General features: G+C 72.4%; 27 protein-coding genes and 1 pseudogene. 14 read left to right on the top strand and 14 right to left on the bottom strand.

Translation table 11 applies throughout. From position 1 onward, the window contains the following. Positions 1-114: 114 nt before the first annotated feature. Entirely contained in the window at positions 115-990 is an 876-nt protein-coding gene (locus LQK93_RS05060) for an alpha/beta fold hydrolase (protein WP_374970461.1), read from the bottom strand. Between the two features lie 130 nt (positions 991-1,120). On the opposite strand from LQK93_RS05060, the gene LQK93_RS05055 reads away from it, so the two are divergent. Continuing rightward, a complete protein-coding gene (locus LQK93_RS05055) occupies positions 1,121-1,447 on the top strand; it encodes a DUF952 domain-containing protein (RefSeq protein ID WP_374970460.1) in 327 nt (108 codons plus the stop codon). Positions 1,448-1,511: 64 nt separating this feature from the next. Here LQK93_RS05055 and arfB read toward each other — a convergent pair whose 3' ends face one another. The 3 genes from arfB to LQK93_RS05040 all read right to left on the bottom strand — a co-directional run bounded on the left by arfB (position 1,512) and on the right by LQK93_RS05040 (position 4,005). After that, complete coding sequence (arfB, locus tag LQK93_RS05050; RefSeq protein WP_374970459.1) at positions 1,512-1,967, bottom strand: alternative ribosome rescue aminoacyl-tRNA hydrolase ArfB; 456 nt, start codon at positions 1,965-1,967, stop codon at positions 1,512-1,514. Between the two features lie 66 nt (positions 1,968-2,033). Continuing rightward, a complete protein-coding gene (locus LQK93_RS05045) occupies positions 2,034-2,810 on the bottom strand; it encodes an SDR family NAD(P)-dependent oxidoreductase (protein ID WP_374970458.1) in 777 nt (258 codons plus the stop codon). A gap of 49 nt (positions 2,811-2,859) precedes the next feature. Continuing rightward, a complete protein-coding gene (locus LQK93_RS05040) occupies positions 2,860-4,005 on the bottom strand; it encodes an acyl-CoA dehydrogenase family protein (protein ID WP_374970457.1) in 1,146 nt (381 codons plus the stop codon). 166 nt (positions 4,006-4,171) lie between these two features. Here LQK93_RS05040 and LQK93_RS05035 point away from each other — a divergent pair, with 166 nt between their 5' ends. Continuing rightward, the gene (locus LQK93_RS05035) at positions 4,172-5,455 is read left to right on the top strand and encodes an MFS transporter (RefSeq protein ID WP_374970456.1); all 1,284 of its coding nucleotides are present in this window, start codon (positions 4,172-4,174) and stop codon (positions 5,453-5,455) included. Between the two features lie 10 nt (positions 5,456-5,465). On the opposite strand, the gene LQK93_RS05030 is transcribed toward LQK93_RS05035, so the two are convergent. From LQK93_RS05030 to LQK93_RS05015, 4 genes are read right to left on the bottom strand one after another with little or no spacing between them, the layout of a single operon-like run. Continuing rightward, complete coding sequence (locus LQK93_RS05030; RefSeq protein WP_374970455.1) at positions 5,466-6,539, bottom strand: ABC transporter ATP-binding protein; 1,074 nt, start codon at positions 6,537-6,539, stop codon at positions 5,466-5,468. Continuing rightward, positions 6,536-7,321: an ABC transporter permease gene (locus tag LQK93_RS05025; RefSeq protein WP_374970454.1), complete on the bottom strand. Its 786-nt coding sequence runs from the start codon at positions 7,319-7,321 to the stop codon at positions 6,536-6,538. Before LQK93_RS05025 ends, LQK93_RS05030 begins: the two co-directional genes overlap by 4 nt. Before the next feature lie 34 nt (positions 7,322-7,355). Next, the gene (modA, locus tag LQK93_RS05020) at positions 7,356-8,171 is read right to left on the bottom strand and encodes a molybdate ABC transporter substrate-binding protein (protein WP_374970453.1); all 816 of its coding nucleotides are present in this window, start codon (positions 8,169-8,171) and stop codon (positions 7,356-7,358) included. Continuing rightward, the gene (locus LQK93_RS05015; protein WP_374970452.1) at positions 8,168-8,563 is read right to left on the bottom strand and encodes a molybdopterin-binding protein; all 396 of its coding nucleotides are present in this window, start codon (positions 8,561-8,563) and stop codon (positions 8,168-8,170) included. The genes modA and LQK93_RS05015 overlap by 4 nt, the downstream gene beginning before the upstream one ends. 129 nt (positions 8,564-8,692) lie before the next feature. Between LQK93_RS05015 and LQK93_RS05010 the strand changes: the two are divergent. The 4 genes and pseudogenes from LQK93_RS05010 to gabT form a co-directional block, all read left to right on the top strand. Continuing rightward, a pseudogene (locus LQK93_RS05010) lies at positions 8,693-9,031 on the top strand (ArsR/SmtB family transcription factor); the annotation flags it as partial. A gap of 101 nt (positions 9,032-9,132) precedes the next feature. Next, on the top strand, positions 9,133-9,639 hold the full coding sequence (locus LQK93_RS05005; RefSeq protein ID WP_374970451.1) for an SRPBCC family protein: 507 nt from the start codon (positions 9,133-9,135) through the stop codon (positions 9,637-9,639). Between the two features lie 5 nt (positions 9,640-9,644). Continuing rightward, on the top strand, positions 9,645-10,085 hold the full coding sequence (locus LQK93_RS05000; protein WP_374970450.1) for a VOC family protein: 441 nt from the start codon (positions 9,645-9,647) through the stop codon (positions 10,083-10,085). Between the two features lie 158 nt (positions 10,086-10,243). Next, positions 10,244-11,581, top strand: coding sequence for a 4-aminobutyrate--2-oxoglutarate transaminase (gene gabT, locus LQK93_RS04995; RefSeq protein ID WP_374970449.1), 1,338 nt, complete (start codon positions 10,244-10,246; stop codon positions 11,579-11,581). A 124-nt stretch (positions 11,582-11,705) separates the two neighbouring features. On the opposite strand, the gene LQK93_RS04990 is transcribed toward gabT, so the two are convergent. The 3 genes from LQK93_RS04990 to LQK93_RS04980 form a co-directional block, all read right to left on the bottom strand. Next, a complete protein-coding gene (locus LQK93_RS04990) occupies positions 11,706-12,629 on the bottom strand; it encodes a DUF559 domain-containing protein (protein ID WP_374970448.1) in 924 nt (307 codons plus the stop codon). Between the two features lie 266 nt (positions 12,630-12,895). Next, positions 12,896-13,720: an SGNH/GDSL hydrolase family protein gene (locus LQK93_RS04985; RefSeq protein ID WP_374970447.1), complete on the bottom strand. Its 825-nt coding sequence runs from the start codon at positions 13,718-13,720 to the stop codon at positions 12,896-12,898. Then, positions 13,717-14,394, bottom strand: a complete 678-nt coding sequence (locus tag LQK93_RS04980; protein ID WP_374970446.1) for a uracil-DNA glycosylase — start codon at positions 14,392-14,394, stop codon at positions 13,717-13,719. The genes LQK93_RS04985 and LQK93_RS04980 overlap by 4 nt, the downstream gene beginning before the upstream one ends. A 42-nt stretch (positions 14,395-14,436) precedes the next feature. On the opposite strand from LQK93_RS04980, the gene LQK93_RS04975 reads away from it, so the two are divergent. Beyond that, the gene (locus LQK93_RS04975; RefSeq protein ID WP_374970445.1) at positions 14,437-15,603 is read left to right on the top strand and encodes an N-acetylglucosamine-6-phosphate deacetylase; all 1,167 of its coding nucleotides are present in this window, start codon (positions 14,437-14,439) and stop codon (positions 15,601-15,603) included. Between the two features lie 32 nt (positions 15,604-15,635). Here the strand turns inward: LQK93_RS04975 and LQK93_RS04970 are convergent, their stop codons facing one another. Further along, the gene (locus LQK93_RS04970) at positions 15,636-16,676 is read right to left on the bottom strand and encodes a putative sugar O-methyltransferase (protein WP_374970444.1); all 1,041 of its coding nucleotides are present in this window, start codon (positions 16,674-16,676) and stop codon (positions 15,636-15,638) included. A 130-nt stretch (positions 16,677-16,806) separates the two neighbouring features. On the opposite strand from LQK93_RS04970, the gene LQK93_RS04965 reads away from it, so the two are divergent. The 5 genes from LQK93_RS04965 (at position 16,807) to LQK93_RS04945 (ending at position 20,995) form a co-directional block, all read left to right on the top strand. Then, on the top strand, positions 16,807-17,454 hold the full coding sequence (locus LQK93_RS04965) for an HAD family hydrolase (protein ID WP_374970443.1): 648 nt from the start codon (positions 16,807-16,809) through the stop codon (positions 17,452-17,454). 109 nt (positions 17,455-17,563) lie between these two features. Then, positions 17,564-18,925, top strand: coding sequence for a pyridoxal phosphate-dependent decarboxylase family protein (locus tag LQK93_RS04960; protein WP_374970442.1), 1,362 nt, complete (start codon positions 17,564-17,566; stop codon positions 18,923-18,925). Between the two features lie 151 nt (positions 18,926-19,076). Then, on the top strand, positions 19,077-19,376 hold the full coding sequence (locus LQK93_RS04955) for a DUF3263 domain-containing protein (protein ID WP_374970441.1): 300 nt from the start codon (positions 19,077-19,079) through the stop codon (positions 19,374-19,376). A gap of 99 nt (positions 19,377-19,475) precedes the next feature. After that, positions 19,476-19,940 (top strand): GNAT family N-acetyltransferase, encoded by a 465-nt coding sequence (locus tag LQK93_RS04950; protein ID WP_374970440.1) that lies wholly within the window; start codon positions 19,476-19,478, stop codon positions 19,938-19,940. Next, on the top strand, positions 19,937-20,995 hold the full coding sequence (locus LQK93_RS04945) for a P1 family peptidase (RefSeq protein ID WP_374970439.1): 1,059 nt from the start codon (positions 19,937-19,939) through the stop codon (positions 20,993-20,995). The genes LQK93_RS04950 and LQK93_RS04945 overlap by 4 nt, the downstream gene beginning before the upstream one ends. A 24-nt stretch (positions 20,996-21,019) precedes the next feature. Here the strand turns inward: LQK93_RS04945 and LQK93_RS04940 are convergent, their stop codons facing one another. Next, entirely contained in the window at positions 21,020-22,117 is a 1,098-nt protein-coding gene (locus LQK93_RS04940; protein WP_374970438.1) for a M48 family metalloprotease, read from the bottom strand. Between the two features lie 252 nt (positions 22,118-22,369). Beyond that, entirely contained in the window at positions 22,370-23,248 is an 879-nt protein-coding gene (locus LQK93_RS04935) for an MBL fold metallo-hydrolase (protein ID WP_374970437.1), read from the bottom strand. Positions 23,249-23,363: 115 nt separating this feature from the next. Here LQK93_RS04935 and LQK93_RS04930 point away from each other — a divergent pair, with 115 nt between their 5' ends. Then, entirely contained in the window at positions 23,364-24,014 is a 651-nt protein-coding gene (locus LQK93_RS04930) for a hypothetical protein (RefSeq protein ID WP_374970436.1), read from the top strand. 89 nt (positions 24,015-24,103) lie between these two features. Continuing rightward, complete coding sequence (locus tag LQK93_RS04925) at positions 24,104-24,529, top strand: HIT family protein (RefSeq protein ID WP_374970435.1); 426 nt, start codon at positions 24,104-24,106, stop codon at positions 24,527-24,529. Positions 24,530-24,655 lie beyond the last annotated feature (126 nt).

Raw genomic sequence — 24,655 nt, 5'->3', positions numbered from 1 at the left:
GTGGTCTCTACGCACCCTCGACGCCGTGGGCGCGCCCGAACGTTGTCATCTCCGACGATCTTCCTTGCGGGAGGCGGCCTCGGGGGGCAGCCTCGCCGCGTATCGGCCGGGGCCTCAGTGGTGGAGGAACTCCTCCAGAACGCCGGCGAACCGGTCCGGCTGCTCGAGATGCGGGAAGTGGCCGGCTCCCTCGAAGAGCACTACCCTGGCGCGGGGGAAGACCTCGTGCGCGCGCTGGGCGTGCCCGACCGGGATCATCCGGTCACGCGTCCCCCAGATCACCAGCGTGCGCAGCTGCTCCGCCCTCAGCAGCTGGCCCCGGGCGCTCACCGTCTGCCCGCCCGGGTCGATGACGCCGCGGGTCGTGGCGAGGAAGGCGCGGCGGCTCTCGCCGTCGGACAGCGAGGTGAACCCCTTCCACGCCGCCGACGCGTCGGGGCTCGGGCGCCATCCGAGCCCGCGCGCGGCCTTGCCCACGAGCTCGACCCGCTCGCGCACCCAGGTCGACGCGATGACGGGCAGGACGAGCTCGGCGCCCGGGAGGGTGGCCGAGCGCAGCAGCGGGCTCACCGTGCGCCCCAGGCCGCCGGTCGCGACGAGCACCAGCGCCTCGACCCGCTCGGGGAACAGGTAGCAGAACTGCATGGCGATGCCCCCGCCGAGCGAGTGCCCGACGAGGGTCACCTTCGCGATGCCGAGACGGTCGATGAGGTCCCGCAGGATCGCGGCGTGCGACCCCAGGGAGTAGTCCCCGACCGGCTTCGCGGACGCGCCGTGCCCGAACAGGTCCGGGATCACGACGCGGTGGTCGGTGTCGAGCCGGTCGACGAGGTGGGTCCACGAGTCGTGCGAGCCGAGCAGGCCGTGGATGAAGAGGATGGTCGAGCCCGAACCGGTGTCCACGTAGGACAGCTCGTGCCCGCGCAACGTCGCGAACCGCGTCGGGAGGTCCAGGTAGGGGCCCTCCGGCGACTCCTGTGTGCTGGTCATGCTCATGTCCCCCGGGGCGGCGACGGGATGCGTCCGCTCCCAGCTCCAGCGTCTCTCCTCCCGGCGCTCGCCGAGGGCACCTTGAGACCGAATTCACCGTCCCGTGACCGGCGTTGCTAGCGTTCGGGCCATGATCTACCACCTGGCCGAGCAGGCCGACTGGGAGCAGGCGCAGCGTGACGGCAGCTACACCCGCTCGACCCGCGGGCGCTCGCTCGCCGAGGAGGGCTTCATCCACGCCTCGTCAGCGCAGCAGTGGCCGGTCGTCCGGTCGCGCTTCTACGCCGACGTCACCGAGCCGCTCGTGCTGCTGCACGTCGACGAGTCGAAGGTGGGGTCGCCGGTCGTCCACGAGGTGGGTGATCCAGCCACCGGTGAGACGTTCCCGCACCTGTACGGGCCGATCGAGGTCGAGGCCGTCGTCGACACGACGGTCGTCGAGCCGCCGCACGCCTGACGTCGCGAGGGGTCCACGAGTGCCCCCGCGTGAACCGTCGACAGGCCACGCCCGGCCCATCGGCTCACTCGGGGCGGATGCGCCCGCGCCCGGACTTCAGCTGCGCCCGACGCTTCTTGCCCTCGATGCGGCGCTCCTTCGACCCGCGTGTCGGCTTCGTCGCCCGGCGCGGTGCGGGCGGGGGAGCCATCCCTTCGCGCAGCAGGTCGGCGAGGCGCTCACGAGCGGCCGCGCGGTTGCGCAGCTGCGACCGGTGCTCGGACGCCACGACGGTGATGCGGCCGCCGACGAGCCGGCCGCCCAAGGCCGCGGTGAGGCGTTCGCGTCGGGCCGGGGTCAGCGCGCTGGAGGAGCCCGGTTCGAAGACCAGCTCCACCCGGCTGTCCGTGGTGTTGACGCCCTGGCCGCCGGGTCCCGAGGAGCGGCTGAAGCGCTCGACGAGCTCGGTGGCAGGGATGACGAGCCCGTGTCGTAGGCCCGGACCGGGCGCGATCACGAGGTCACCGCCCGGCTCGTTCACGCCTCCATTGTCGCGCCTCGAGACGGCCCAGGGGCCTCCGGCCGCCGGGCGTCCGAGAGAACGGGCTCAGCGGGGCGGCATACGCAGCGCGCCGTCGAGGCGGATGACCTCCCCGTTGAGCATCGGGTTGTCGACGATGTGGCGCACCAGGCTGGCGTACTCCTCCGGCCGGCCCAGGCGCGAGGGGTGCGGCACCTGCTTCTCGAGGGCCTCCTTGACCTCGCCCGGCAGGCCGGCGAGCATCGGCGTCTCGAAGGTGCCCGGGGCGATGGTCATGACGCGGATCGCCTTGTCGGCCAGGTCACGAGCGGCCGAGAGGGTGAGCCCGACGATGCCGCCCTTGCTCGCGGCGTAGGCCACCTGGCCGATCTGCCCGTCGAAGGCCGCGATGCTCGCGGTGTTGACGATGACGCCACGGTCGCCGTCGACGGGCTCGTTGGCGAGCATGGCCGCGGCGGCGAGTCGCAGCACGTTGAACGAACCGACGAGGTTGATGTCGATGACGGTCTTGAAGGTCTCGAGCGCGAGCGGGCCACCGCGCCCGATGACGCGGCCGGGGGTGGCGACGCCGGCGCAGTTGACGGCGACGCGCAGCTCGCCGAGCCCCGTGGCGCGGTCGACCGCGGTCTGCACCTGCGCCTCGTCACGCACGTCGGTGGCGACGAAGACGGCGCTGCCGTCACGCTGGCCGTTGAGCTCGTCGACGAGCGCGGGGGCCGTCGACCCCTCGAGGTCGAGGATGACGACGGTGGCCCCGTCGGCGACGAGCCGGCGTGCGGTCGCACCGCCGAGGCCGGAGCCGCCTCCGGTGACGAGGGCGACGGTGGACGAGTTCAGCTGCATGACAGGCCTTTCGGGCGTATGCGGGGTGGTGGAGTTCGGGTGCGGCGGCTCAGCCGGTGAGGAGCTGGCGCGAGATGACGAGCCGCTGGATCTGGTTGGTGCCCTCGAAGATCTGCGTCACCTTGGCCTCGCGCATGTAGCGCTCGAGGGGGAAGTCCTCGGTGTAGCCGGCGCCGCCGAGCACCTGGACCGCGTCGGTCGTGACCTTCATGGCGGTGTCGGTGGCCACGAGCTTGGCGACCGCAGCCTCCTTGCCGAAGGCGCGCCCGGCGTCCTTGAGCCGGGCGGCATGAAGGTAGGTGGCGCGCGCGGACGTGACCGCGGCCTCCATGTCGGCGAGGAGGAAGGCGAGGCCCTGGAAGTCGGCGATCGGACGGCCGAACTGCTCGCGCTCCCTGGCGTAGGCGGCGGCTGCGTCCAGGGCTGCCTGCGCGAGTCCCGTTGCGGCAGCAGCGATCCCGAGTCGGCCGGCGTCGAGGGCCGACAGTGCGATCTTCATGCCGTCACCCTCACGCCCGATGAGGCGGCCGGCCTCGACCGGGACGCCGTCGAACATCACCTGGGCCACCGGGTCGCAGTGCAGGCCCATCTTGCGCTCGGGTGCCGCAAACGACAGCCCGGTCGCGTCGCCGGGGACGACGAACGTCGACAGGCCCCTGCCGCCCTCGTCGGACGTGCGGGCGAAGGTCGTGTAGTAGTCGGCGTGGCCGGCGTGCGAGATCCAGGCCTTGGTGCCCTTGAGCGACCAGCCCTCGTCGGTCCGGCTGGCCCGGGTCGTCATCGAGGCGATGTCGGAGCCGGCCAGCGGCTCGGAGAGGCAGTAGGCGCCGAGCTGGTCGCCGGACAGCATCCCGGGCAGCAGCGCGTCCTGCTGCTCGCGCGTGCCGTAGGTCGCCACGGGGTAGGCCGTCAGGCTGTGCACGCTGACGCCCACCGCGACGCTCATCCAGACGGAGGCGATCTCCTCGACGACCTGCAGGTAGACCTCGTACGGCTGGGCCCCACCCCCGAACTCCTCCGGGTAGGGCAGGGACAGCAGGCCGGCGCGGCCGAGCGTGCGGAAGGTGCCCTGGGGGAAGGTGTGCGCGCGCTCCGCGGCATCGACCCTGGGCGCGAGGTCCTTGCGGCAGATCTCGCGGGTGAGCTCGATGAGATCGGCGGCGTCCTCGGTGGGCATCAGCCTCGTCGCTGGCATGGCTCAGATACTAGGACGTCCGAGCATTCCGTCCAAAGCGTGAGACGGGGGGGCCGGACGAGCGCCAGGCGGGGGTGGCGGTCGGACGGCATACGGCACGCGACCGGGCGGCACGAGCCGGGAAAATGGCACGACGGCACCTGCGCCGCAGCCCTACCGTCATGGTGTGCTCACGCTGCTGCGGCGGCCGCCGCGCGAGGCGGGCGCCACCTCGACCTTCTACGTGCTGACGGCCGTCGCGGCCTTCGCCTTCGCGATGTGCTTCACGCTCAACCTCGTCTTCCAGTACCGCGTGGTCGGGCTGGACCCGTTCCAGATGGTGCTCGTCGGCACGGTGCTCGAGGCCACCTGCTTCCTGTTCGAGGTGCCGACGGGAATCGTCGCCGACCTCTACAGCCGGCGGGTGTCGGTCATCGTCGGCTTCCTCCTCGTCGGCGTGGGTTTCGCGGTCGAGGGCGTCGTCGCGACCTTCGCTGCAGCGCTGGTGGGCAATGTGCTGTGGGGGATCGGCTACACCTTCACCTCGGGCGCGCTGCAGGCGTGGATCACCGACGAGGTGGGCGAGGAGAACGTCGCTCCGGTCTTCACCCGCGAGACCCAGCTCGACCTGGCCTTCGGCGTCGTGGGGACCCTGGCTGCAGGGGCGCTCGGGCTGGTCAGCCTGCGGGTCCCGGTCATCGCCGCCGGCGCCACCCTCGTGCTGCTCGCCGTCGGCCTGTGGGCCGTCATGCCCGAGCGGCACTTCCATCCGACGCCGCGCGGTGACCGGGAGACGTTCGGGCACATGAGGGAGCAGCTCGTCGCCGGGCTGCGGATCGCTCGCCGGCGCCGAGTCGTCCGGGTGTTCCTGCTCGTCAGCCTGCTGGTCGGCCTCGCCAGCGAGGTGTTCGACCGGCTCTGGCAGGTGCGCGTGCTCGACACGTTCGAGATGCCGGCCGTGTTCGACGGCGACGAGGCGGTCGCGTTCACCGTCTTCGCCCTGGTCGGCACGTTGGTGTCACTCGCCGCCTCCCTGGCGAGCGGACGCTGGCTGCCGCAGCGACTCGTGGACAGCCGCCCGGGCCTGCCCGTGGCGCTCGCGATGCTCGTGCAGGTGCTCGCGGTCGTCGGGGTGGCGGTGCTCGGCAACCTGTGGCTGGTGCTCGCCTGCGTGTGGCTGCGCAGCGCGGCCATGGCCTTCAGCCGGCCGATCGAGTCGACGTGGGTCAACCGCAACCTCGACGGGCCGACACGAGCCACGGTGCTCTCGCTGAGCAGCCAGGCCAACGCCCTCGGCCAGGTCGCCGGCGGCCCGCCCCTCGGGGCGCTCGCGACGTGGGCCTCGATCCCGGTCGCGCTCCTCGTGTCGGCGGTCGTGCAGGTGCCGGCGGTGGCCGCCTTCCTGCGCGTCCGCACCGTGACGGGCAGCCCTTCCACGGAGCGGTCCCTGGAGTCGTCCCTCGAGGAGTGAGCTGTCGGCGTCAGCGGGGGTAGGTTCGGACCTCGGTGGCCTTGACGGCGGCCCAGACCTGCTGGTCCACCTGCAGTCCGAGGGCGGTGACCGACTCGAGCGTCACCTCAGCGGTGAGCGTGAGGGCGCCCACGAGACCCACCCGCGCCGACTGGCCCTGCATCGTCACGGACGCGATGCGCAGGGGCCACGTGTTGCGCGCCGAACCCTCCGGCTCGTGCCGGTGCAGCGACACCGCGCTCGGGGCGATCGTCGCCCAGACCGGGCCCTCGGTCGGCGCCGTTGTGACGAGCACCCCGCCGTCGGTGGTGTGGACGTGCCCGTGCGAGTCACCCTGTGCGGCATACAGGTTCAGCCCGACGACCGTGCCGACGTAGGGGCTCCGGGGCTCGCGCAGCACCTCGGTGGGACTGCCCGTCTGGGTCACGCGGCCGTCCTCGACGAAGACGAGGTGGTCGGCCAGCGTGAGCGCGTCCAGCGGGTCGTGCGTGACGAGCACCGTCACCCCGCCGTATGCCGTCAGGCGGGCCGCGAGGTCGCTGCGGGTCCTCGCGCGCGTGTCGGGGTCGAGCGCGGAGAGGGGCTCGTCGAGGAGCAGGAGCGCAGGATCGGTTGCGAGGGCACGCGCCAGGGCGACCCGCGCCTGCTGGCCGGAGGAGAGCTCGGTGGACCTGGCCGCGGCGCGGTCGGCGAGGCCGACCCTGGCCAGCTCCTCGTGGGCGCGGTCACGGGCTCGGCGACGGTCGACGCCACGGCTGCGAGGACCGTAGGCGATGTTGTCGAGGGCCCGCAGGTGGGGGAAGAGGAGGCTGTCGGCCAGCATGAGCCCGACGGCGCGCTGCTCAGGGGCGAGGCGACGGCGGCCGTCGTCCCACAGGTGGCCGCCCACGCGGATGTGGCCCTCGGCGAGGGGCAGGACCCCGGCGAGGGCGAGGATGCTCGTCGTCTTGCCGCCCCCGTTGGGCCCGAGCACCCCGACCACCTGCCCGGGTCGCGCGGTGAGCGGCACGTCGAGCTGGAACGGTCCGCGGCTCAGGCGGATCCGTGCGTCCAGCCCCTCGCCGTCCGGTTGTGCCGCGGTCACCGCAACCACCTCCCGCGCAGTACCCCGAGCACGAGGATGCTGACGGCGAGCAGGAGGATGCTGATCGAGATGGCGACCTGCGGGTCTCGCTCGAGCTCTACGTAGACGAGCAGGGGCAGCGTCTGCGTGCGCCCCGGGAAGTTGCCGGCGAACGTGATCGTGGCACCGAACTCGCCCAGCGCGCGCGCCCAGGCCAACGCCAGTCCGCTCGCGATGCCGGGCAGGACGAGGGGCAGTCCCACGGTGCGCAGGTAGCGCAGGTCGCCGGCGCCCAGGGTCCGGGCGACGTGCTCGAGGCGGGGGTCGAGGCCGCGCATGGCGCCCTCGACCGCGAGCACGTAGTAGGGCATCGCCACGAAGGTCTCCGCGAGCACGACGGCGACCGTGGTGAAGGGGATCTGGATGCCGAGAGGTGTGAGGTACTGGCCCACGACGCCGTTGCGCCCCCACGCCATGAGGAGCGCCACCCCACCCACGACCGGCGGCAGGACGAGCGGGACGGTCAGCAGGGCGCGCACCCAGCTCGTGGCCCGACGCTCCGACCGGGCGAGGAACCAGGCCAGGGGAGTTCCGAGCAGCAGGCACAGCACGGCCGTGGTCGAGGTCGTGGTCAGCGAGAGACGCAGTGCCGGAAGGACGCTCGGGGTCGCCAGGTCGGTCGGGATGCGGGCCCAGTCGGCCCGCAGCAGGAGCGCCACGAGCGGGACGACGAGGAGCAGCAGCGCCAGCCCGGCAGGTAGGCCGAGGGTGACACGCGAACGCCACGTGGCGGCATACCTCATGTCGTCACTCTCCTCGGTGCCCCGCGAGCGGCGCTCAGGGCGCGCCGAAGCCGAAGGACTGCACCGTGCTCCGGCCCTGGGCGCTGAGGACGTACGCGACGAAGGCCCTGGTCGCGGCGTCGTCGGACAGCGTGATGACCGGGTAGTCGAGCCGGGTGTTGAGCTGCGAGGGGATCGGGACGCCCGTGACGCTGTCCTTCGCGGCGACGACGTCCGAGTGGTAGACGACGGCGGCGTCGGCCTCGCCGAGCTTGACCTTGGCGAGAGTCGCCTTGACGTCGATCTCCTTGCTCACGACGTTGGGGGAGACGTGCGCCTTGGCGAAGGTGGCCTGTGCGGCCTTCCCGCATGGCGCGGTGTCGGCGCAGAGCACGACCTTGACGCTGGGCTTGGCGAGGTCGTCGATGGAGCGGACTCCGCCGGGGTTGCCTGCTGGGACGGCGATCTCGAGGACGTTCGACGCGAATGTCCGCGTGTCCCTGACGAGGCTCTTGTCGAGCGGCTTGGCTGCGGCCGTGCCGGCGAGGGCGAGCACCGAGGCGGGTGCGCCGTTGGCGACCTGTTGAACGAGAGTGGCGCTCGAGCCGTACGAGGTCTCGATGCGGACGCCGGGATGGGCCGCCTCGAACGCCTTGGCCAGCTGGTCGAACGACTCGGTCAGCGATGCGGCGGCGAGGACGGTGACGGTGCCGTGCAGGCTGGCCGACGAGGCTCCGCCCGCCCCGGGCTGTGCTGCCACGTCGGAGGAGGTGCTCGTCGTGGCGCCGCACGCCGCGAGGAGCAGGGCGGCCACGGCGGTGACGGCCGCCGGTGCGATGCCGCGCCGGAGTGTCGCGCGCCGGGTGGTCACGCCGGGATCTCCACGACCACGTGGGTGGACTTCACGCTCGCGACGGCCACCGAGCCGACCTCGAGCGCCAGGTCGTCGACGGACTCGCTCGAGAGCAGCGAGACGATGCGGAAGGGGCCGCACTGCAGCTCGACCTTGGCCATGACCGTGTCGCGGGTGATGGCGGTGACGATGCCCCGCATGCGGTTGCGGGCGGAGGCGCCGCCGATGGCGCCGACAGCAGCAGGGTGCGCCAGCTCCTGGGCGACCGCTGCGAGCTGGGCGCCGTCGACGGTGCGCCGGCCCGCGTCGTCGGTGCCACCGTCGAGGCGGCCTGAGTCGACCATCCGGCGCACGGTGTCGTCGGAGACCCCGAGCAGCGCAGCAGCCTCGGTGATACGCAGGTGCGGCATGAGGATGACGCTACACCCGCATCTGCGGCGCCAGGTCGCCGCGCACGCGGAATCCAGCCACGGGCTTGACGGCGCAGGCAGGGCCGCGCTGTAATCAATACATCAGTTGATCAAGGAGTTGGTTGATAAATGGTCCCCACGGCTTCAGACGGCGACCTCGACCGCGCGTTCGCGGCCCTGGCCGACCCCGTCCGTCGCGCCATCGTGGCGCGACTCAGCCGCGGTGCGGCCACCGTCAACGAGCTCGCCGAACCGTTCGAGATCAGCAAGCAGGCCGTCAGCAAGCACATCCAGGTGCTCGAGACTGCCGGGCTCGTGAGCCGCACGCGTGACGCCCAACGGCGCCCGGTGCATCTCGAGGCCGACCGGCTCGAGGCACTGACGGCCTGGATCGACCGTTACCGCCTGCTCGCCGAGCAGCGGTTCCGCTCCCTCGACGCCGTCCTCGAACACACCACGTCGGCGACCCAGGCGCCACCGACGTCCCCGACCGTCACCACACGCATACCGAATCAGCACACAGCTCACGACACGAATCACGACACGAATCACGACAAGGAGCAACAGCCATGACCAACCAGCTCACCCTCGACATCCCGGCCGGCGTGCCCTGGATCGACTTCACCCGCGAGTTCGACGCCCCCGTCGAGGCCGTCTTCAACGCGCATCGCGACCCCGAGCTCGTCCGCCAGTGGCTCGGCCCGCACGGCTACGAGATGCAGATCCAGCGCTGGGACTTCACCTCCGGCGGCGGCTACCACTACACGCACCACGACGGCGACGACGTCTACGGCTTCCGCGGCACGTTCCACACCGTCCGCGACAACGAGCTCGCCATCCAGACCTTCGAGTTCGAGGGTGCTCCCGACGAGGTGGCCATCGAGTTCATGCGCTTCGTCGACCTCGGCGACGGACGCTGCCGGCTCGAGGGGCGCAGCGTCGGCCGCACGGTCGAGGGGCGCGACATGATGGTGGCGAGCGGCATGGAGAAGGGGATGGCCGAGGGCTACGACCGTCTCGACCAGCTCGTGGCGCAGGCCGCCGTCACGCCCTCGAGCGCCCCGGCGCAGGGCTGACCGTCGTGGACTGGACGCTCGAGGTCGTCGTCGTGCCGGTCAGCGACCTGGGCCGTGCCATCGCCTTCTACCGCGACCAGGTGGGCTTCCACCTCGACCACGACACGAAGAACGAGCACATGCACGTCGCCCAGCTGACGCCGCCCGGCTCTGGCTGCTCGATCGTCGTCGGTAGCCTCCCTGGGCAGAACGCCATGGCAGCCGGGTCGCTGCACGGCGTGCAGCTCGTCGTCGCCGACGCGGCGGCGGCCCGCGACGAGCTCGTCGGCAGGGGCGTCGAGTGCTCCGAGATCCAGGTCATCGACCCGCGCGACGGCGGCACCTTCTTCGGGTTCTCAGACCCCGACGGCAACTCCTGGGCCGTCCAGCAGATCGCGGCCCGCGCCGACCGGCCGCTCATCCCTCACGACGCCCGCGGTCGCTTCGGCGAGGATCTCGTGCCCTGACCCCGGGAACCACCACCTGAACGACGCGTTCGGTCGCGAACCACGTGCTCCACCGCTGAGTTCGCGACCGAACGCGCTGTTCCAGTGCGGAATGAGAACGTATGCCGTGACCGCACCCGGGTTCCCCGCGGAGGGTGGCGGGCGGCATACTGGCGAGCATGAGCAACGTCCCCCAGCAGCGACTCGTGCAGACCGCGATCCCCGGCCCCCGCTCGGTCGAGCTCCAGCAGCGCAAGACGGCGGCCGTGTCCGCCGGCGTCTCCACCGGCCTGCCGGTCTACGTCGAGCGCGCCGGCGGCGGCATCCTCGTCGACGTCGACGGCAACCAGCTGATCGACTTCGGCTCCGGCATCGCCGTGACGACGGTCGGCAACGCCGCCCCGCGCGTCGTCGAACGAGTCTCGCAGCAGGTGCAGGACTTCACGCACACGTGCTTCATGGTGACGCCCTACGAGGAGTACCTCGAGGTCGCCGAGGCCCTCAACGAGCTGACGCCGGGCGACCACGAGAAGCGCACGGCCCTGTTCAACTCCGGCGCCGAGGCGGTCGAGAACGCCGTCAAGGTGGCGCGCCACTACACCGGCCGCAACGCTGTCGTCGCGTTCGACCACGCATACCACGGCCGCACCAACCTCACGATGGCGATGACCGCCAAGAACATGCCGTACAAGCACCGGTTCGGCCCGTTCGCCGGCGAGGTCTACCGCGCGCCGATGAGCTACCCGTTCCGCTGGCCGGGTGGCCCCGCCGACTGCGCCAAGGAGTCCTTCGACGTCTTCGTGCAGCAGGTGCACGCGCAGGTCGGCGAGGACAACGTCGCCGCGGTCGTGCTCGAGCCGATCCAGGGCGAGGGCGGCTTCATCGTCCCCGCGCCGGGATTCGTCAAGCAGGTCGCCGACTGGTGCACCGACAACGGCATCGTCTTCATCGCCGACGAGGTGCAGTCCGGCTTCTGCCGCACCGGCGACTGGTTCGCCAGCGAGCACGAGCGCGTCGTACCGGACATCATCGCGACCGCCAAGGGCATCGCGGGCGGCCTGCCGCTCGCCGGCGTCACCGGCAGCGCCGAGATCATGGACTCGGTGCACGGCGGCGGACTCGGCGGCACCTACGGCGGCAACCCGGTCGCCTGCGCGGCCGCGCTCGGGGCCATCCAGACGATGAAGGAAGAGGACCTCTGCTCTCGCGCCAAGCAGGTCGAGGCCCTCTTCCTGCCGCGCCTCAAGAGGCTCGCCGACACGTTCCCGCAGATCGGCGACATCCGCGGTCGCGGCGCCATGCTCGCCGTCGAGCTGATCCACGGTCCGGGCGACCTCACGCCCAATGCCGTCCTGACCGCCGCCGTCAACAAGGCCTGCCACGCCGAGGGCCTCGTGACCCTCACCTGCGGCACCTTCGGCAACGTCTTCCGCTTCCTGCCGCCGCTCGCCGCGAGCGACGAGCTGCTCTCCGAGGGTCTCGACATCTTCGAGAAGGCGTTCGCCGCCTCCGTCTGAGACGCCACCCACCCGATCACGTATGCCGTCCCGCCGACCCAGCGGGACGGCATCCGTCCGCTCGGGGCCGGCTCCAAGCGGGACCGAAGACGGAGGTTCGAGCGCTGCGGTGACGGGCGCGTGCTCAGGCGGCCGTCTCCGGCCGCTGAAGGTCCGTCATCCGTCCCCGTTCGAGTGGCTCGGCAGGCTCTCGCTCAGCCTGGCGCTGGCGCACCGTCCGTGCGATGACCCCGGCCACCCACTCCGGCCGCAGCATCACCTGCTCCCAGGTGAAACGCAGCACCAGCCAGCCGCGCGCGACGAGCTCGTCGTAGCGCTCGCAGTCGCGCGACAGGGCCGCCCTCTCGCCGTGGAACTCGAGGCTGTCGGCCTCGAGGACGATCCCAAGCGCCTCGTCGGCGAGGTCGACACGGGCGTAGAAGTCGTCGTAGCGGATGCGGTGCTGCGGCTCCCCCGCGCTACCGTCGAGGCCCAAGGCGAGGGCGCGGAGCACCGACTCGAACGGGTTGGCTGCCTTCGGACTTCCGAGCCGCAAGACGTGGAGGGCACGCACCCGCTGCCGAGGACCGAGCGACGAGGCCGCCGCGAGCAGCGTGCGCCGGGGCATCCCGCCGCGCAGCGCCGAGTCGACCACCGACAGCGCCTCGTCGAACGGCAGGTCGAGGCAGCAGTCGATGACCGTGCGCGCCGGCGTGGCGACCCAGCCATCGCGCACGTCGCCCGGTCCGATTCTGCGTCGGTGGGCCGTCGCGAACCCCCGAGCGCTGTCGCGGAGCTTGCGGTTGGGCGGGAGGGTGACGTCGGGCAACGGCTGCACAGCCTTGACTTTCCAGCCCCAGTGCAGTGCGGCGGTGCGGTGCGAGACCACGCCGGTCATCCGACGGGCGACGACATGGCCCTGGTCGGTGTCGGGGAGGGTGTAGACGCCGTTCCCGGGGCGGACGACGAGTCCCCCGTCCACTGCTCGGCCGATGAGCCGCCACGGCACCGCGCGCCGTAGCTCGCGCCAGGTGCACGTGCCACCGAGGCGATGCACAGCTGTCGCCACGTCGGTGGGGGAGTGGCGTCCGGGGCGTCGGGAAGAAAGTGGTGAGGTCACCACCAGAGGCTGGCCGCCGCGGGGCCGAGATGGCCGGAGTTCTCCACAGGGGCGTGCGTCGGGGACTGATGACGGACCTTCGGGAGGCGGCTCCCCGTCGCCGTGCTCAGCACACCGATGTGGGCCAGCGAACCTCCGTCACCAGTCCCGGCTGCCGCGGGTGTATGCCGTCCCGCGGGCTCGGCCACACGGCATACGTCGGCGGGTGGCGGCGCCTACGACGGGTCGAGCGGGGTGACGTCGGGGCGCTTGGCCTGCCGCTGGTCACCGGACGATCGGCCGGTCAGGCGGCGGTGGACCCAGGGCCCGACGTACTCCTTGGCCCACTGCGCGTTGGCCTGCAGCGCCTCGCGCCGGCCGATCGGCGGCGCGGGCTCGAGCGGTGTCGCCCAGTCGGTCTCGGCCGGCGTGTGACCGAGTGCCTCGAGCGCGGCCAGGGCGACCCGGCGGTGGCCCTCGGTGGTCATGTGGATGCGGTCCTCGGACCACATCCGCCAGTCGCGCAGCGCGTGCAGGCCCCACTGGTCGATGACGTGGGCGCCGTTGCGGCGGGCGATGCTCCAGATGTTGGCCGAGTGGATCGCGGCGCGACCCCGCGTGGCCTTGACGAGCGGCGCGTCGGCCGGGTCGACCGGCGTCGCCATGAGCACGTCGGCACCGGTCGCGCGGATACGCGCGACGGCAGCCTCGAGCCGGGCGGCGAGCCCGTCGAGGTCGGCCTTGGGCCGCAGGATGTCGTTGCCGCCGCCGACGATGCTGACGAGGTCGGGCTCCAGGGCGAGGGCGTCCTCGAGCTGCGGCCCGACGACGTCGGCGAGCTTGCGGCCGCGGACGGCGAGGTTGGCGTAGCCGAAGTCCAGCCCCTGGCCGCGCGCGATCTCCGACAGGTGCGAGGCGAGCCGGTCGGCCCAGCCGGCGTACTCGCCGTCGTGGCCGAAGGTCGGGTCGTCGTCGCACATGCCCTCGGTGAACGAGTCACCGATCGCGACGAACCGGGTCCAGACGGTGGGGCCCGAGCCGTCGGGCGCTGGCTGGGTCATGTCAGGCTCCAGTCGATGGGAGGGGCGCCCTGCTGGGCGAGGAGGTCGTTGGTGCGGCTGAAGGGCCGCGAGCCGAAGAAGCCGGCGCGGGCCGAGAGCGGCGACGGGTGCGCCGACTCGATGCGCGGCACGTCGCCCAGCATCGGGGCCAGCGACTGCGCCTGCCGGCCCCAGAGGATCGCGACGAGCGGACCGCCGCGAGCCGCCAGCGCCGAGATCGCCTGCGCCGTCACGGTTTCCCAGCCCTTGCCGTGGTGGCTCGCCGACGCGCCGGGGCGGACCGTGAGCACCCGGTTGAGCAGCATGACGCCGCGCTCGAACCACGGCGTGAGGTCGCCGTTCGCGGGCGTCGGCAGCCCGAGGTCGGTCCCCAGCTCCTGGTAGATGTTCTGCAGCGACCGGGGGACCGGCCGCACCTCGGGCGCGACGCTGAAGCTGAGCCCCACCGGGTGGCCGGGCGTCGGGTAGGGGTCCTGCCCGACGACGAGCACCCGCACGTCCGCAAGCGGCAGCGAGAACGCGCGCAGCACGTGGTCGCCGGTCGGGAGGTAGCCGCGTCCGGCCGCGACCTCGGCGCGCAGGAAGGCCCCCATGGCCGCGATGGTGTCGGCGACCGGCTCGAGTGCCGGGACCCACGTCGGGTGGACGAGGTCGCGAAGAGGTCGGGCGGGCACGGGCACACGCTACAACGCGGCCTTGGGACAGAATCGACCCCGATGAACGCCACACTGCGCGGACCAGCCCTCGTCGACGACACGGTGCTCCCCGACGTGCTCGTCCACGTCGAGGCCGAGCGCATCACCTCCGTCACCCCGATCGTCCCCGGCGCCGAGCTGCCACCCGGCGCGAGCGCGGCCGAGCGCGTGAGCGGGACGCTCGTGCCGGCATACGTCGACCTCCACTGCCACGGCGGCGGCGGCACGGCCTTCACCGACCTGCGTGAGGAGGCAGCGGCCGCGGCAGCCGCGCACCACCACGCCCACGGGTCGACGAGCCTGCTCGCCAGCCTCGTCACGATGAGCCCGCGCGACCTCGAGCGGGGGGTTGCGATGCTCGCCGAGCTCGCCGACGACGGCCTCGTCGACGGCATCCACCTCGAGGGCCCGTGGCTGGCCGAGGCCCGGTGCGGCGCGCACGACCCGACGCTGCTGCGCGACCCGTCGCTCACCGAGGTGGAGCGGCTCATCGAGCTCGGCCGCGGCCACATCCGTCAGGTGACCCTCGCCCCCGAGCGCACCAACGGCCTGGACCTCGTCCGCTGGCTCACCGCAGCAGGCATCCACGCGGCGGTCGGTCACACTACCGCCACCTTCGGCCAGGTCGGCGAGGCCGTCGCAGCGGGCGCCGACCTCGGCACCCACCTCTTCAACGGCATGGACCCCATGCATCACCGCAAGCCGGGCGCCGTTGCGGCGCTCATGCGCTCGGCCGCGCGTGGCCAGGTCACCGTCGAGCTCATCGCCGACGGCGTGCACGTCGCCGACGACACGATGCGCACGGTGCTCGACCTCGTCGGCGTCGACCACGTCGCGTTCGTCTCCGACGCCATGGCCGCGGCCGGCGTCGGCGACGGCGCGTACGTCCTCGGTGGCCTCTCCGTCGTCGTCGACCACGGTGTCGCCCGGGTGGCGCGTCCCGACGGGGCGCCCGGGTCGATCGCGGGGGGCACCAGCCACGTCGCCGACATCGTCGCGCGGGCCGTCGCCGCCGGCATACCCCTGCCGTATGCCGTCCGCCCCGGCACGCGCACCCCGGCCCGTGCGCTCGGGCTGGCCGACCGGGGCGTACTGGCGCCCGGGTCGCGTGCCGACCTGCTGGTGCTGGACGGGTCGGCGCGGCCCCGCCGGGTCATGAGGAGGGGCCGGTGGCTGGACGCGGACTGATCCTCGGTGTGCCCAGCCGCCGCGCCCGGCAGTCACCGGCGCCGGAGCACCGCCAGCTGAGCCGCGCTGTGGACCAGCGGGCTGTCATGGGTGGCGACGAGCTCGAAGCCGCGCCGCTCGAACATCTCGATGATCCGGCTCGAGGTGACCGGGTCGATGACGCCGGGCTCCTCCTTCGAGTGGAGCTTCTTGCCCAGCCGTGAGTTCAGCGACACGGCCCAGGTGATCCCCCTCCCCACGACGAGGTCGACGTAGTTCTCCACGACGTCCGGCTCCATCTCCTGGAAGGAGTACGAGTTGACGAAGACGTCGAACTCGGTCGTGATGTCGGGCAGGCGATGGTTGGGCATCACGGCCGAGCCGGCGAGCTCGAGCGGGCCACTCGACGGGATGCTGCTGTCGTAGACGGCCACCCGCTCCCCGAACAGCTCGCGGAGGTACCAGGACGCGACCGTCAGCAGTGGTGGGATGTCGACGTCGACGTAGGCGGCCTCCGGGTCGCGGGTCAGGAGGAACTCACCGAGGGAGCCGAAGCCGCCGCCGATCTCGAGGAACCGGCGCGGCGGGGACTCGACGTGCCGGGAGAGCGCCGCCAGGCACAGGGCGTAGTTGAGGTAGGGCCGGGTCCACCCGTGTGCCGCGCCGGTGAGCCGGTAGTACTGCCACGGCTTGCCCACCGTGGACTCGCCGAGGCCTTCGAGGTCGCACGGCCAGTTGCCGTGGTCCCAGGCGAGGCGCAGCGCGTCGAAGTCCCGCCTGGCCTCGGGGGTCGCGGTGAGCGCCGACCGGGTCCACTGGGGCGCAGTCGGCTCGGTCAGCAGCGGCTGCGCGACGGCGACCACCTGGTCCATCACCGCATTGGTGTAGCCGACCCCGTACCGCGGGTAGAACCACCAGGACGCCGTGGGCCATGACTTGAACGACTCGAGCCCTCTGCCGCGCAGGTCGGCCAGCAGTGCGTCCAGGCCCGGGCCCCAGAAGCTGGTGGGTCGGTAGAGGGCGTCGGCCGAGCCCAGCTCGTCGAGGGATCGCTGGGTCAACGAGGACCAGTTCAGCACGGCGGTTTCGGTCATGGAGTGCATGGTGCCCGGCCGAGGCCACCGCTGGCGACCCGACCTGACCGTGTTCGAGACGCGCCGGTCGGGGCTGTCCGGACTGTGTGGGTGTCGAGGGCCCGGCGGCCGGTTGTCCTAGGCTCGGTCGGTGACTTCTCCCCGCTGGTCCACCGCCGTCTTCGACCTCGACGGCACGCTGGCCGACACGATCCACCTCATCGTCGAGTCCTACCAGTACGCGTTCCGGACGGTCCTCGGTCGTGAGGAGGACCCCGCGGTCATCCGGTCGTGGATCGGCCGGCCGCTGATCGGCGCCTTCCGCGACCACTCGCCGGAGCACGCGGACGAGCTCTACGAGACCTACCTGAGGTGGAACGCCGACAACACCGAGCGCCTCATCCGCGGCTACGACGGCGTGCGGGAGGTGCTCGCCGACCTGCGCGCGGCCGGGGTGCACGTCGGCGTGGCGACGTCCAAGCGCCGCGAGTCGGCGCAGCAGGCGATGGACCTCCTGGGCCTGAGCGAGTACGTCGAGGAGCTCGTCGCCATGGAGGACACTGACCGCCACAAGCCCGACCCCACGCCGCTGCTTCTGGCGCTCGAGCGGATGGGGCGTGGCTCCAACAACGCCGTCTACGTCGGTGACGCCGTGGTCGACGTCCTCGCAGGCAAGGCGGCCGGCATGGACACCGTCGCGGTCACCTGGGGCGCCGGTCGCGAGGAGGCGCTGCACGAGGTGCGGCCCACGGCGGTGGTCACGACCGCCGCCGAGCTGCGCTGCGCCCTCCTCGGCTGACCTGCGCGGACACCTACGCCCCAACCGGCGCGCTCACCTGCACGCTGACCTGCCCCCGTTAGCTGCTCGGGGCGCTCGCGGTCCCCGCGGCAGGCCCTAGCATCTGTGCGTGCACAGCTTCGACAAGGACACGGACCACGTCGCCGTCGACAAGGTCCTCGACTACGCCCGTGAGCGGCTGCTCATGGACCCGATCCCGCTCGACGGGGCCCAGACGCAGGACTACCTGCGCGCGGTGGCCGGCGAGACGATCACCCCGCAGGGGCTCGGGTCGTCGCGGGCCATGGAGCTCTTCGAGCACACCCTCGCCCCCGCCTGCCTCTCGACCGACCACCCGCGCTACCTCTCCTTCATCCCGTGCGCGCCCACCCGGGAGGCCGCCGCGTTCGACGTCGTCGTCGGCGCGTCCTCGATCTACGGCGGGTCGTGGATGGAGGGGGCCGGTGCGGTCTACGCGGAGAACCAGGCGCTGCGCTGGATCAGCGACCTCGCCGGCCTGCCCGAGTCCGCGGGGGGCGTCTTCGTGCCGGGCGGCACGGTCGGCAACCTGTCGGCGCTCGTGGCGGCACGGCATACGGCACGGGCGCGCGCGACGGAGGCCGGCACCGGAGCCCGGCCGTGGCGCATCGCCGCCACCGACAACGCCCACTCCTCGGTCGTGTCGATGGCCGCGGTCATGGACGCCGAGGTCTGCGGCGTGCCCGTGGACGAGAAGCTGCGCCTGACCGGCGCCGAGCTGCGCCGGACGCTGGAGGCGCACGGCCCGGAGACGTTCTTCGCGGTCGTCGCGACGAGCGGCACGACGAACTTCGGCGTCGTCGACGACCTCGCCTCGGTCGCCGAGGTCTGCCGCGAGTACGGCCTGTGGCTGCACGTCGACGGTGCCTACGGCGGAGCGGGCCTCGCGGCGCCCTCGGTCCGCCACCTGTTCGACGGCATCGAGCACGCCGACTCCTTCATCGTCGACCCGCACAAGTGGCTCTTCGCACCGTTCGACTGCTGCGCCCTCATCTACCGCCAGCCCGAGCTCGCCCGTATCGCACACACGCAGGAGGCGGGCTACCTCGACGTCATCACCAGGTCCGCCGAGTGGAACCCGACCGACTACTCCATCGGGCTGACCCGGCGCGCCCGCGGCCTCCCGCTCTGGTACTCCCTCGCCGTGCACGGCACCGATGCGTACGTCGAGGCCATCGAGAGCACGCTCGAGGTCGCCCGGTTCGCCGCCGACGAGATCCACCGGCGCGACTACCTCGAGGCGGTGCGTGAGCCGGACCTGTCGGTGGTGGTGTTCCGCCGCCTCGGGTGGGAGCCGGGGGACTACCAGGCGTGGACCGACCGGCTCCTGGCCGAGGAGTTCGCCTTCGTCGTGCCGACGACCTTCCGCGGGGAGACGCTGACGCGCTTCGCGATCGTCAACCCGCACACCACGAAGGAGGACGTGAACGCGATCCTCGACACGATGTCCTGACCGTGTCTCGACCGCCGGTTCGAGGGGCCGCGGCCCTACCATGAGTGACGTCGCCACGCCATGCCGAAGCGAATGACACCCCTGTGATTTGCGACTAGGGTATGAGCGGAGCCAACGCCATACGCAGCATCACGTCAGGTGAGACGGGGACATGAGCACAGAACACGCCACGGCGCAGCCGCAGCGCCAACAGTCCGAGGACGGCCTCAGCCCGCGCGACCTCGAGATCCTGGCCTTCGAGCGCCAGTGGTGGAAGTACGCCGGCTCCAAGGAGCAGGCCATCAAGGAGCTCTTCGACATGAGCTCCACGCGCTACTACCAGGTGCTCAACGCGTTGCTCGACAGCCCGGCCGCCCTCGAGGCCGACCCGATGCTCATCAAGCGCCTGCGCCGGATGCGCGCCAGCCGTCAGCGGGCGCGCACGAGCCGCCGGCTGGGCATCAACGTCTGACCGCGGTCCCGACGTGCGGGTGACGTCCGGGTGGAGCCGTCGGCTCCACCCGCGCCGTGGCGGCGCGCGACCGCGGCCCGCGCGTGGTTCACTTCCCTCATGGCCGAGGTGACCATCCGTCGTGCATCGGCCGATGACGCCCTCGTCGTCGCAGCCCTGCACCTGCAGTTCGCCCGCGAGCTCGGTATGCCGTCCGAGCCCGGCTACCTCGACCGCTTCGTCGACGCGTGGCTGGCCGAGCGGCCCGACCGCCCGACGTGGATCGCCGAGAGCCGGGGCGAGCACGCCGGCATCCTCGAGACGCGCCGCATCCGGGCCCTGCCGTGGCCCGGCCGCAAGGACGTGTCGTGGCTGCATGTCGGCGGCCTCTTCGTGACGCCCGGCTGCCGCGACCGTGGCGTCGGCCGGGCCCTCACCGAGGCGATGATCGAGTGGGCGCGCACGACCGACGTGAAGTGGATCCGGCTCAAGGCTCCCGACGAGCAGGCCCAGGAGTTCTACGAACGGCTCGGGTTCACCTCGCCGGGGCGGCTCATGGAGTTCGACCTCGGAGAGCCTCGATGACGGTTATCGGGGCCGGCCGGACCAACTCGCTGGTCGACGTCGCCGGGCTGCGGGTCGGCCACTGCACCCGCGATGAGCCGGGGTGGTTGACCGGCGTGACCGTCGTGGTGGCCCCGGAGGGTGGCGCCGTCGCCGGGGTTGACGTGCGCGGAGGCGGCCCGGGCACGCGCGAGACCGACCTGCTCGACCCCCGCAACCTCGTCGACCGGGTCGACGCGATCGTCCTCGGCGGCGGTTCCGCCCTCGGCCTGGGCGCGGCCGACGGCGTCATGGCTGCGCTGCTCGAGGACGGGATCGGCTGGCCCATGGGCGAGCCGGGCCTCGTCGTGCCGATCGTGCCGACCGCGATCCTCTTCGACCTGGGCCGAGGCGGCACGTGGGGCAACCACCCGCGCGTCGAGGACGGGAGGGCGGCATACGCGAGCGCTTCCTCCTCGGCCGTGACGCAAGGATGCGTCGGCGCCGGCACGGGCGCGAAGGTGGGCGGCTTCAAGGGAGGCATCGGCTCGGCGAGCGTCGTGCTGGAGTCGGGCACCACGGTCGCCGCGCTCATCGCCGTCAACGCCGTCGGGTCGGCCGTCGACCCCTCGACCGGGCTGCCGTATGCCGTGGGCCTGGGTCTCGGGGACGAGCTGGCCCACGTGGGCCGGCCGAGCGCGGCCGAGCTCGACGAGTCTCGGGCGCGTGCGGAGGCCTTGCCCGCCGACGCCGGGCGTCCCGGCATGGCGACGACGATCGGGGTCATCGCGACCGATGCGACGTTGACCAAGGCGCAGTGCCAGAAGATGTCGGGCATCGGTCACGACGGCTACGCCAGAGCGCTCAAGCCGGTGCACACGCTCTTCGACGGCGACACCCTCTTCACGCTCGCAACCGGCGACCGGCCGGCTCCCGACCCGGTCGAGCAGACCGTCCTCATGGAGGCCGGCGCGGACTGTGTCGCACGTGCGATCGTCCACGCGCTGCTCGCGGCGACGTCGGTCGACCGCTCCGCCGACGGGGGAGTGGTGCTGCGGTCCTGGTCCGACGCCTTCCCCTCGGCTCTCGGCGGCTGAGCCGTCGCCTCGCAGCGCCTCGGCTCACATCCACGTCTCGAGCAGCTCGTCACGCAGTGCTCGGTGCAGCGTCGTGCGCAGATTCGCGAGCTCGGTGTCGGCTCGGCAGGCCAGGGACCGGTGTGCGGCGAGCAGGTCGACGCCCGGCTGGGTCGCGTGTGCCTCGAGCACGCTGAGGCGGAGGTCGTCACGGGGGTGCGCAGCATCCCAGCGCCGGCCCTCGGTCCGGGCGCGGGTCCGTGCCCGGGCCACCTCACCGGCGGTGTGTGCGTCGTCCCTGCGTGACCGGCTGAGCGCGTCGAAGGGGTCCTCGCGGCGGCGAACGGCCGCGCTCGCCACGGTGTGCAGGCCGGGCAGGTTCGCCACGGAGATGAGCAGTCGCGCGACCGCTGTGGTGCCGGCGACCTGGGCGGCGCTCAGGTCTGCGGCATAGGCGTGCATCTGGCGCTCGCGGGAGGTGATGCGCTCGAACGTCAGGAGCAGCAGCACGGCGGGCAGGGACGTGGCGGCGAGCAGGCCCCGGCCCACACCGTTCATGACCGCGTTGGAGCGCACGACATTCAGTCGCGGGTCCTCGAAGTCCGAGACGGCGTCGCGGGGGAGGGGTGTCAGCAGGGTGGCCGTGCGCTCGATCAGTCCGTGCGCGTGCGCCACCACTGCGGTGCGAACCCTGCCGCCGCGGAGGTGGCCGAGCTCGTGGCCGATCAGCGCGATCCGCTCGTCCTCGGCCAGGCAGGTCCACAGCGGCAAGCCGACGGTCAGGACCGGGCGCCGGCGCCACCCGGCGTCCATGACGCGTGCACCGAAGGCTGTGCTGACGAGAAGGCCCGCCGGTGGCTGGACTCCGATCTCGGCCGCGAGCGACGAGACGAGCTCGTGGGTGTGGGGGAAGGCACCCGGGTCGAGCGGTACGGCATCGCCCGTGCGCACCGGCCGAGGCATGACGGCCGCCACGAGCATCCAGCCGAGAACGACACCGACCCACTGGACGGGGTTCTTGGGCAGGAAGGTCGCCCACCCCAGCAGAACCACCGCCGCAGCGGCGACACCGAGGACCGCGACCGCCATGACGGTCGCGCCGGGAGTGGTAGCGGGGCCCGTGGTCGCAGCGATGCCGGACACGAGGTCGTCATGGCACCTGCGCGCAGCGGCGTCGGTTGCGGCCTGCCGTTGCCGGGCGACCCACGAGGACTCGTCCTGCTGGTGCTTTGAGGTTGCCGGGGCGGTCCTGGACACCGGGTTCGACGACGATGAGGCGGGCACGATCAGGGTCCTTCGATGTCGGAGTGGTGCCCGGATGCTACGGCCGTGCGGGTCCGGTTCGTGGCGGTTCGTGGCGACGCGCTCACGGAGGGTCGCGACGGGCGGCTGCCGTCACGAGGCGGGCAGCTGGGCCCAGACGCGGCGGGTGGCGGCCTCGAGGTGCTCCAGCGGGTAGGGCAGGCGCGCGTCGGGCTCGTGGAGGGCCTCCGCCAGGGAGACGCCGCCGAGGCGGCGCTCGCGCAGCACCGCTGCCACCGTGGCCATCTCGTCACGCTGCCGCTCGACGAAGGCGACGTCGACGGGGCGCCCGTGACCGGGCACCACGACACTCGGGTCGCCGGCTGCGATCAGGTGGGAGGTCAGCGTGTCGGCCCACTGCAGCGGCCAGGAGTCGTCGCCGAGAGAGGGATGAGCGCTCTCCTCGACCAGGTCCCCGAGGAACAACGCGCCCGCGTCGGCGACGAGCACTGCCACGTCTCCGTCGGTGTGGCCCCGGCCGGCATACGCCATCGTGACGGCACGGTCGCCGAGGTCGATGGTCGCGCTCGAGCCGAAGGTGCAGTCCGGCAGTCGCACGGCCGTGGCCAGCACCTGGAGCAGGTCCGCCTCGGTGTAGCCGTACTCCGGCGCCGCGCCCGGGTCCTCACGCACGGCTGCCCTGATGTGCTCGGCATGGACCTCGAGCGTCCGCGCCACGGTGTCGTGGGCGTGGACCGTGGCGGTGTCGAAGGCGACGTTGCCGAAGGTGTGGTCGAAGTGGACGTGGGTGTTGACGACGTGGCGGACCTCGATGTCGCGCCCGAGGCGACGGATGTCCTCCAGCACCTCGCCGCCCTGGACGTCGCTCGCGCGCGTGTCGACGACGACGGCGCCGTCACGGCCGAGGACCAGCCCGACTCCGACGTCCCACTGCCGGTAGCGAGCCACGAAGACGCGGTCGGCGACCTCGACGAACCCGGGCGCCGCCAAGGGAGTCACCGGGGGAGTCACCGAGGTCCTCCGCCGTGATCCACCTCTCGCACCGCTGCGCCGCCGAGCATGCGACCACCGTACCGACGATCGGCCGAATGGGCGTTCTGCCGCTCATCCCCTACGGTGGGATGTCATGTCGACCGAGACCCGCAAGTCCCTTCGTGCCTCGGAGCGTCGCCGGCACGCTCTCGTCGTCGCCGGGGTGTCCGGCGTGGCCGTCCTGACCGCCGGGACGATCGCCTACTGGCCGGGCGTCGCCTCCCGGGTCGCCGCCACGGCGGCCGCCTCGACCTCGGTGCTGTCCGGCACCGACTCGACCGGCAGCCTCACCGACCAGGCCGCGAACCCCGCCTCCGCGACTCCGGCGCCGAAAGCCACCGTGCCGCTCGCCGCGAGCAGCGACACGCGCATCAGCCGAGATGCAACAAGGACGCCGGTCGCCCCGAGCGCCACCCCGGCAGCCGCCCCGGCAGCGAGCGCGACCGGCGCGACCCCGGAAGCTCAGGCCGGCGCCACACCTGCCGCCGCCAGCCCGGCCGCCCGGGTCGTGCCGGTGCTGCCGTCGACCTCGGACCCCCGCCCGAGCATCGGCCACGGCAGCGCGACGCCCAAGCCGACGGCTCCGAGCACGGGAACGCCGACGCCGCCCGGTACGCCGACGCCCACCAGCAGCCCCACCTCGACGGCCGTGCCGCTCGCCCCCCTCCCGAGCACGAGCATCGCCACCCCGACGCCCCTTCCCACCCGGTGGAAGGACCGCTGCATCATCCTGCTCCTCTGCTGAACTGATCTGCTGAGCGCGCCTGCGCTGTGCCGCCATGACAGGGGGTCGCCCGCCCGACCGCAGCACGCCCACGTGGCAGCCTGTCACCCATGGACTGCGTCTTCTGCTCGATCGTCGCCGGTGACCTCCCCGCCGACGTGGTGCTCGACGAAGGGGACTTCCTCGGGTTCCTCGACCGTCGGCCGGTCTTCAAGGGCCACGTCCTGCTCGTGCCGCGCGCCCACGTGGACACGCTGCTCGACCTGCCGGCCGAGCTGCACGCCGGCCTGCTGGGGGCCGCCCAGCGCCTCGCGGCGGCGGCTGTCGACGGCCTCGGCGCCCAAGGGACCTTCGTCGCCGTGAACAACGTGGTCAGCCAGTCGGTGCCGCACCTGCACGTGCACGTCGTCCCCCGCACCAAGGGCGACGGGCTGCGCGGCTTCTTCTGGCCGCGCACGAAGTACGCGTCGGAGCGGGAGTCGGCCGAGTATGCCGCCCGCATCGTGGGCGCGCTGTCCCCGGCTGTGGACGCCTGAGCCCGGCCGCCGGCATGCGCCCTCTTCGGTGCTCCCCGAATGTTTGCACTCTCACCCTGCGAGTGCCAATAATGGCGTTAGCACTCTCCCGGTGGGAGTGACAGAAAATGGGCCGTATGCCGAGGG

The sequence above is a fragment of the Terrabacter sp. BE26 genome, from assembly GCF_041941675.1.
Taxonomy (GTDB): domain Bacteria; phylum Actinomycetota; class Actinomycetes; order Actinomycetales; family Dermatophilaceae; genus Terrabacter.
Note: the sequence above shows the minus strand (reverse complement) of the source record. Positions and strands in the feature narration are given on the sequence as shown.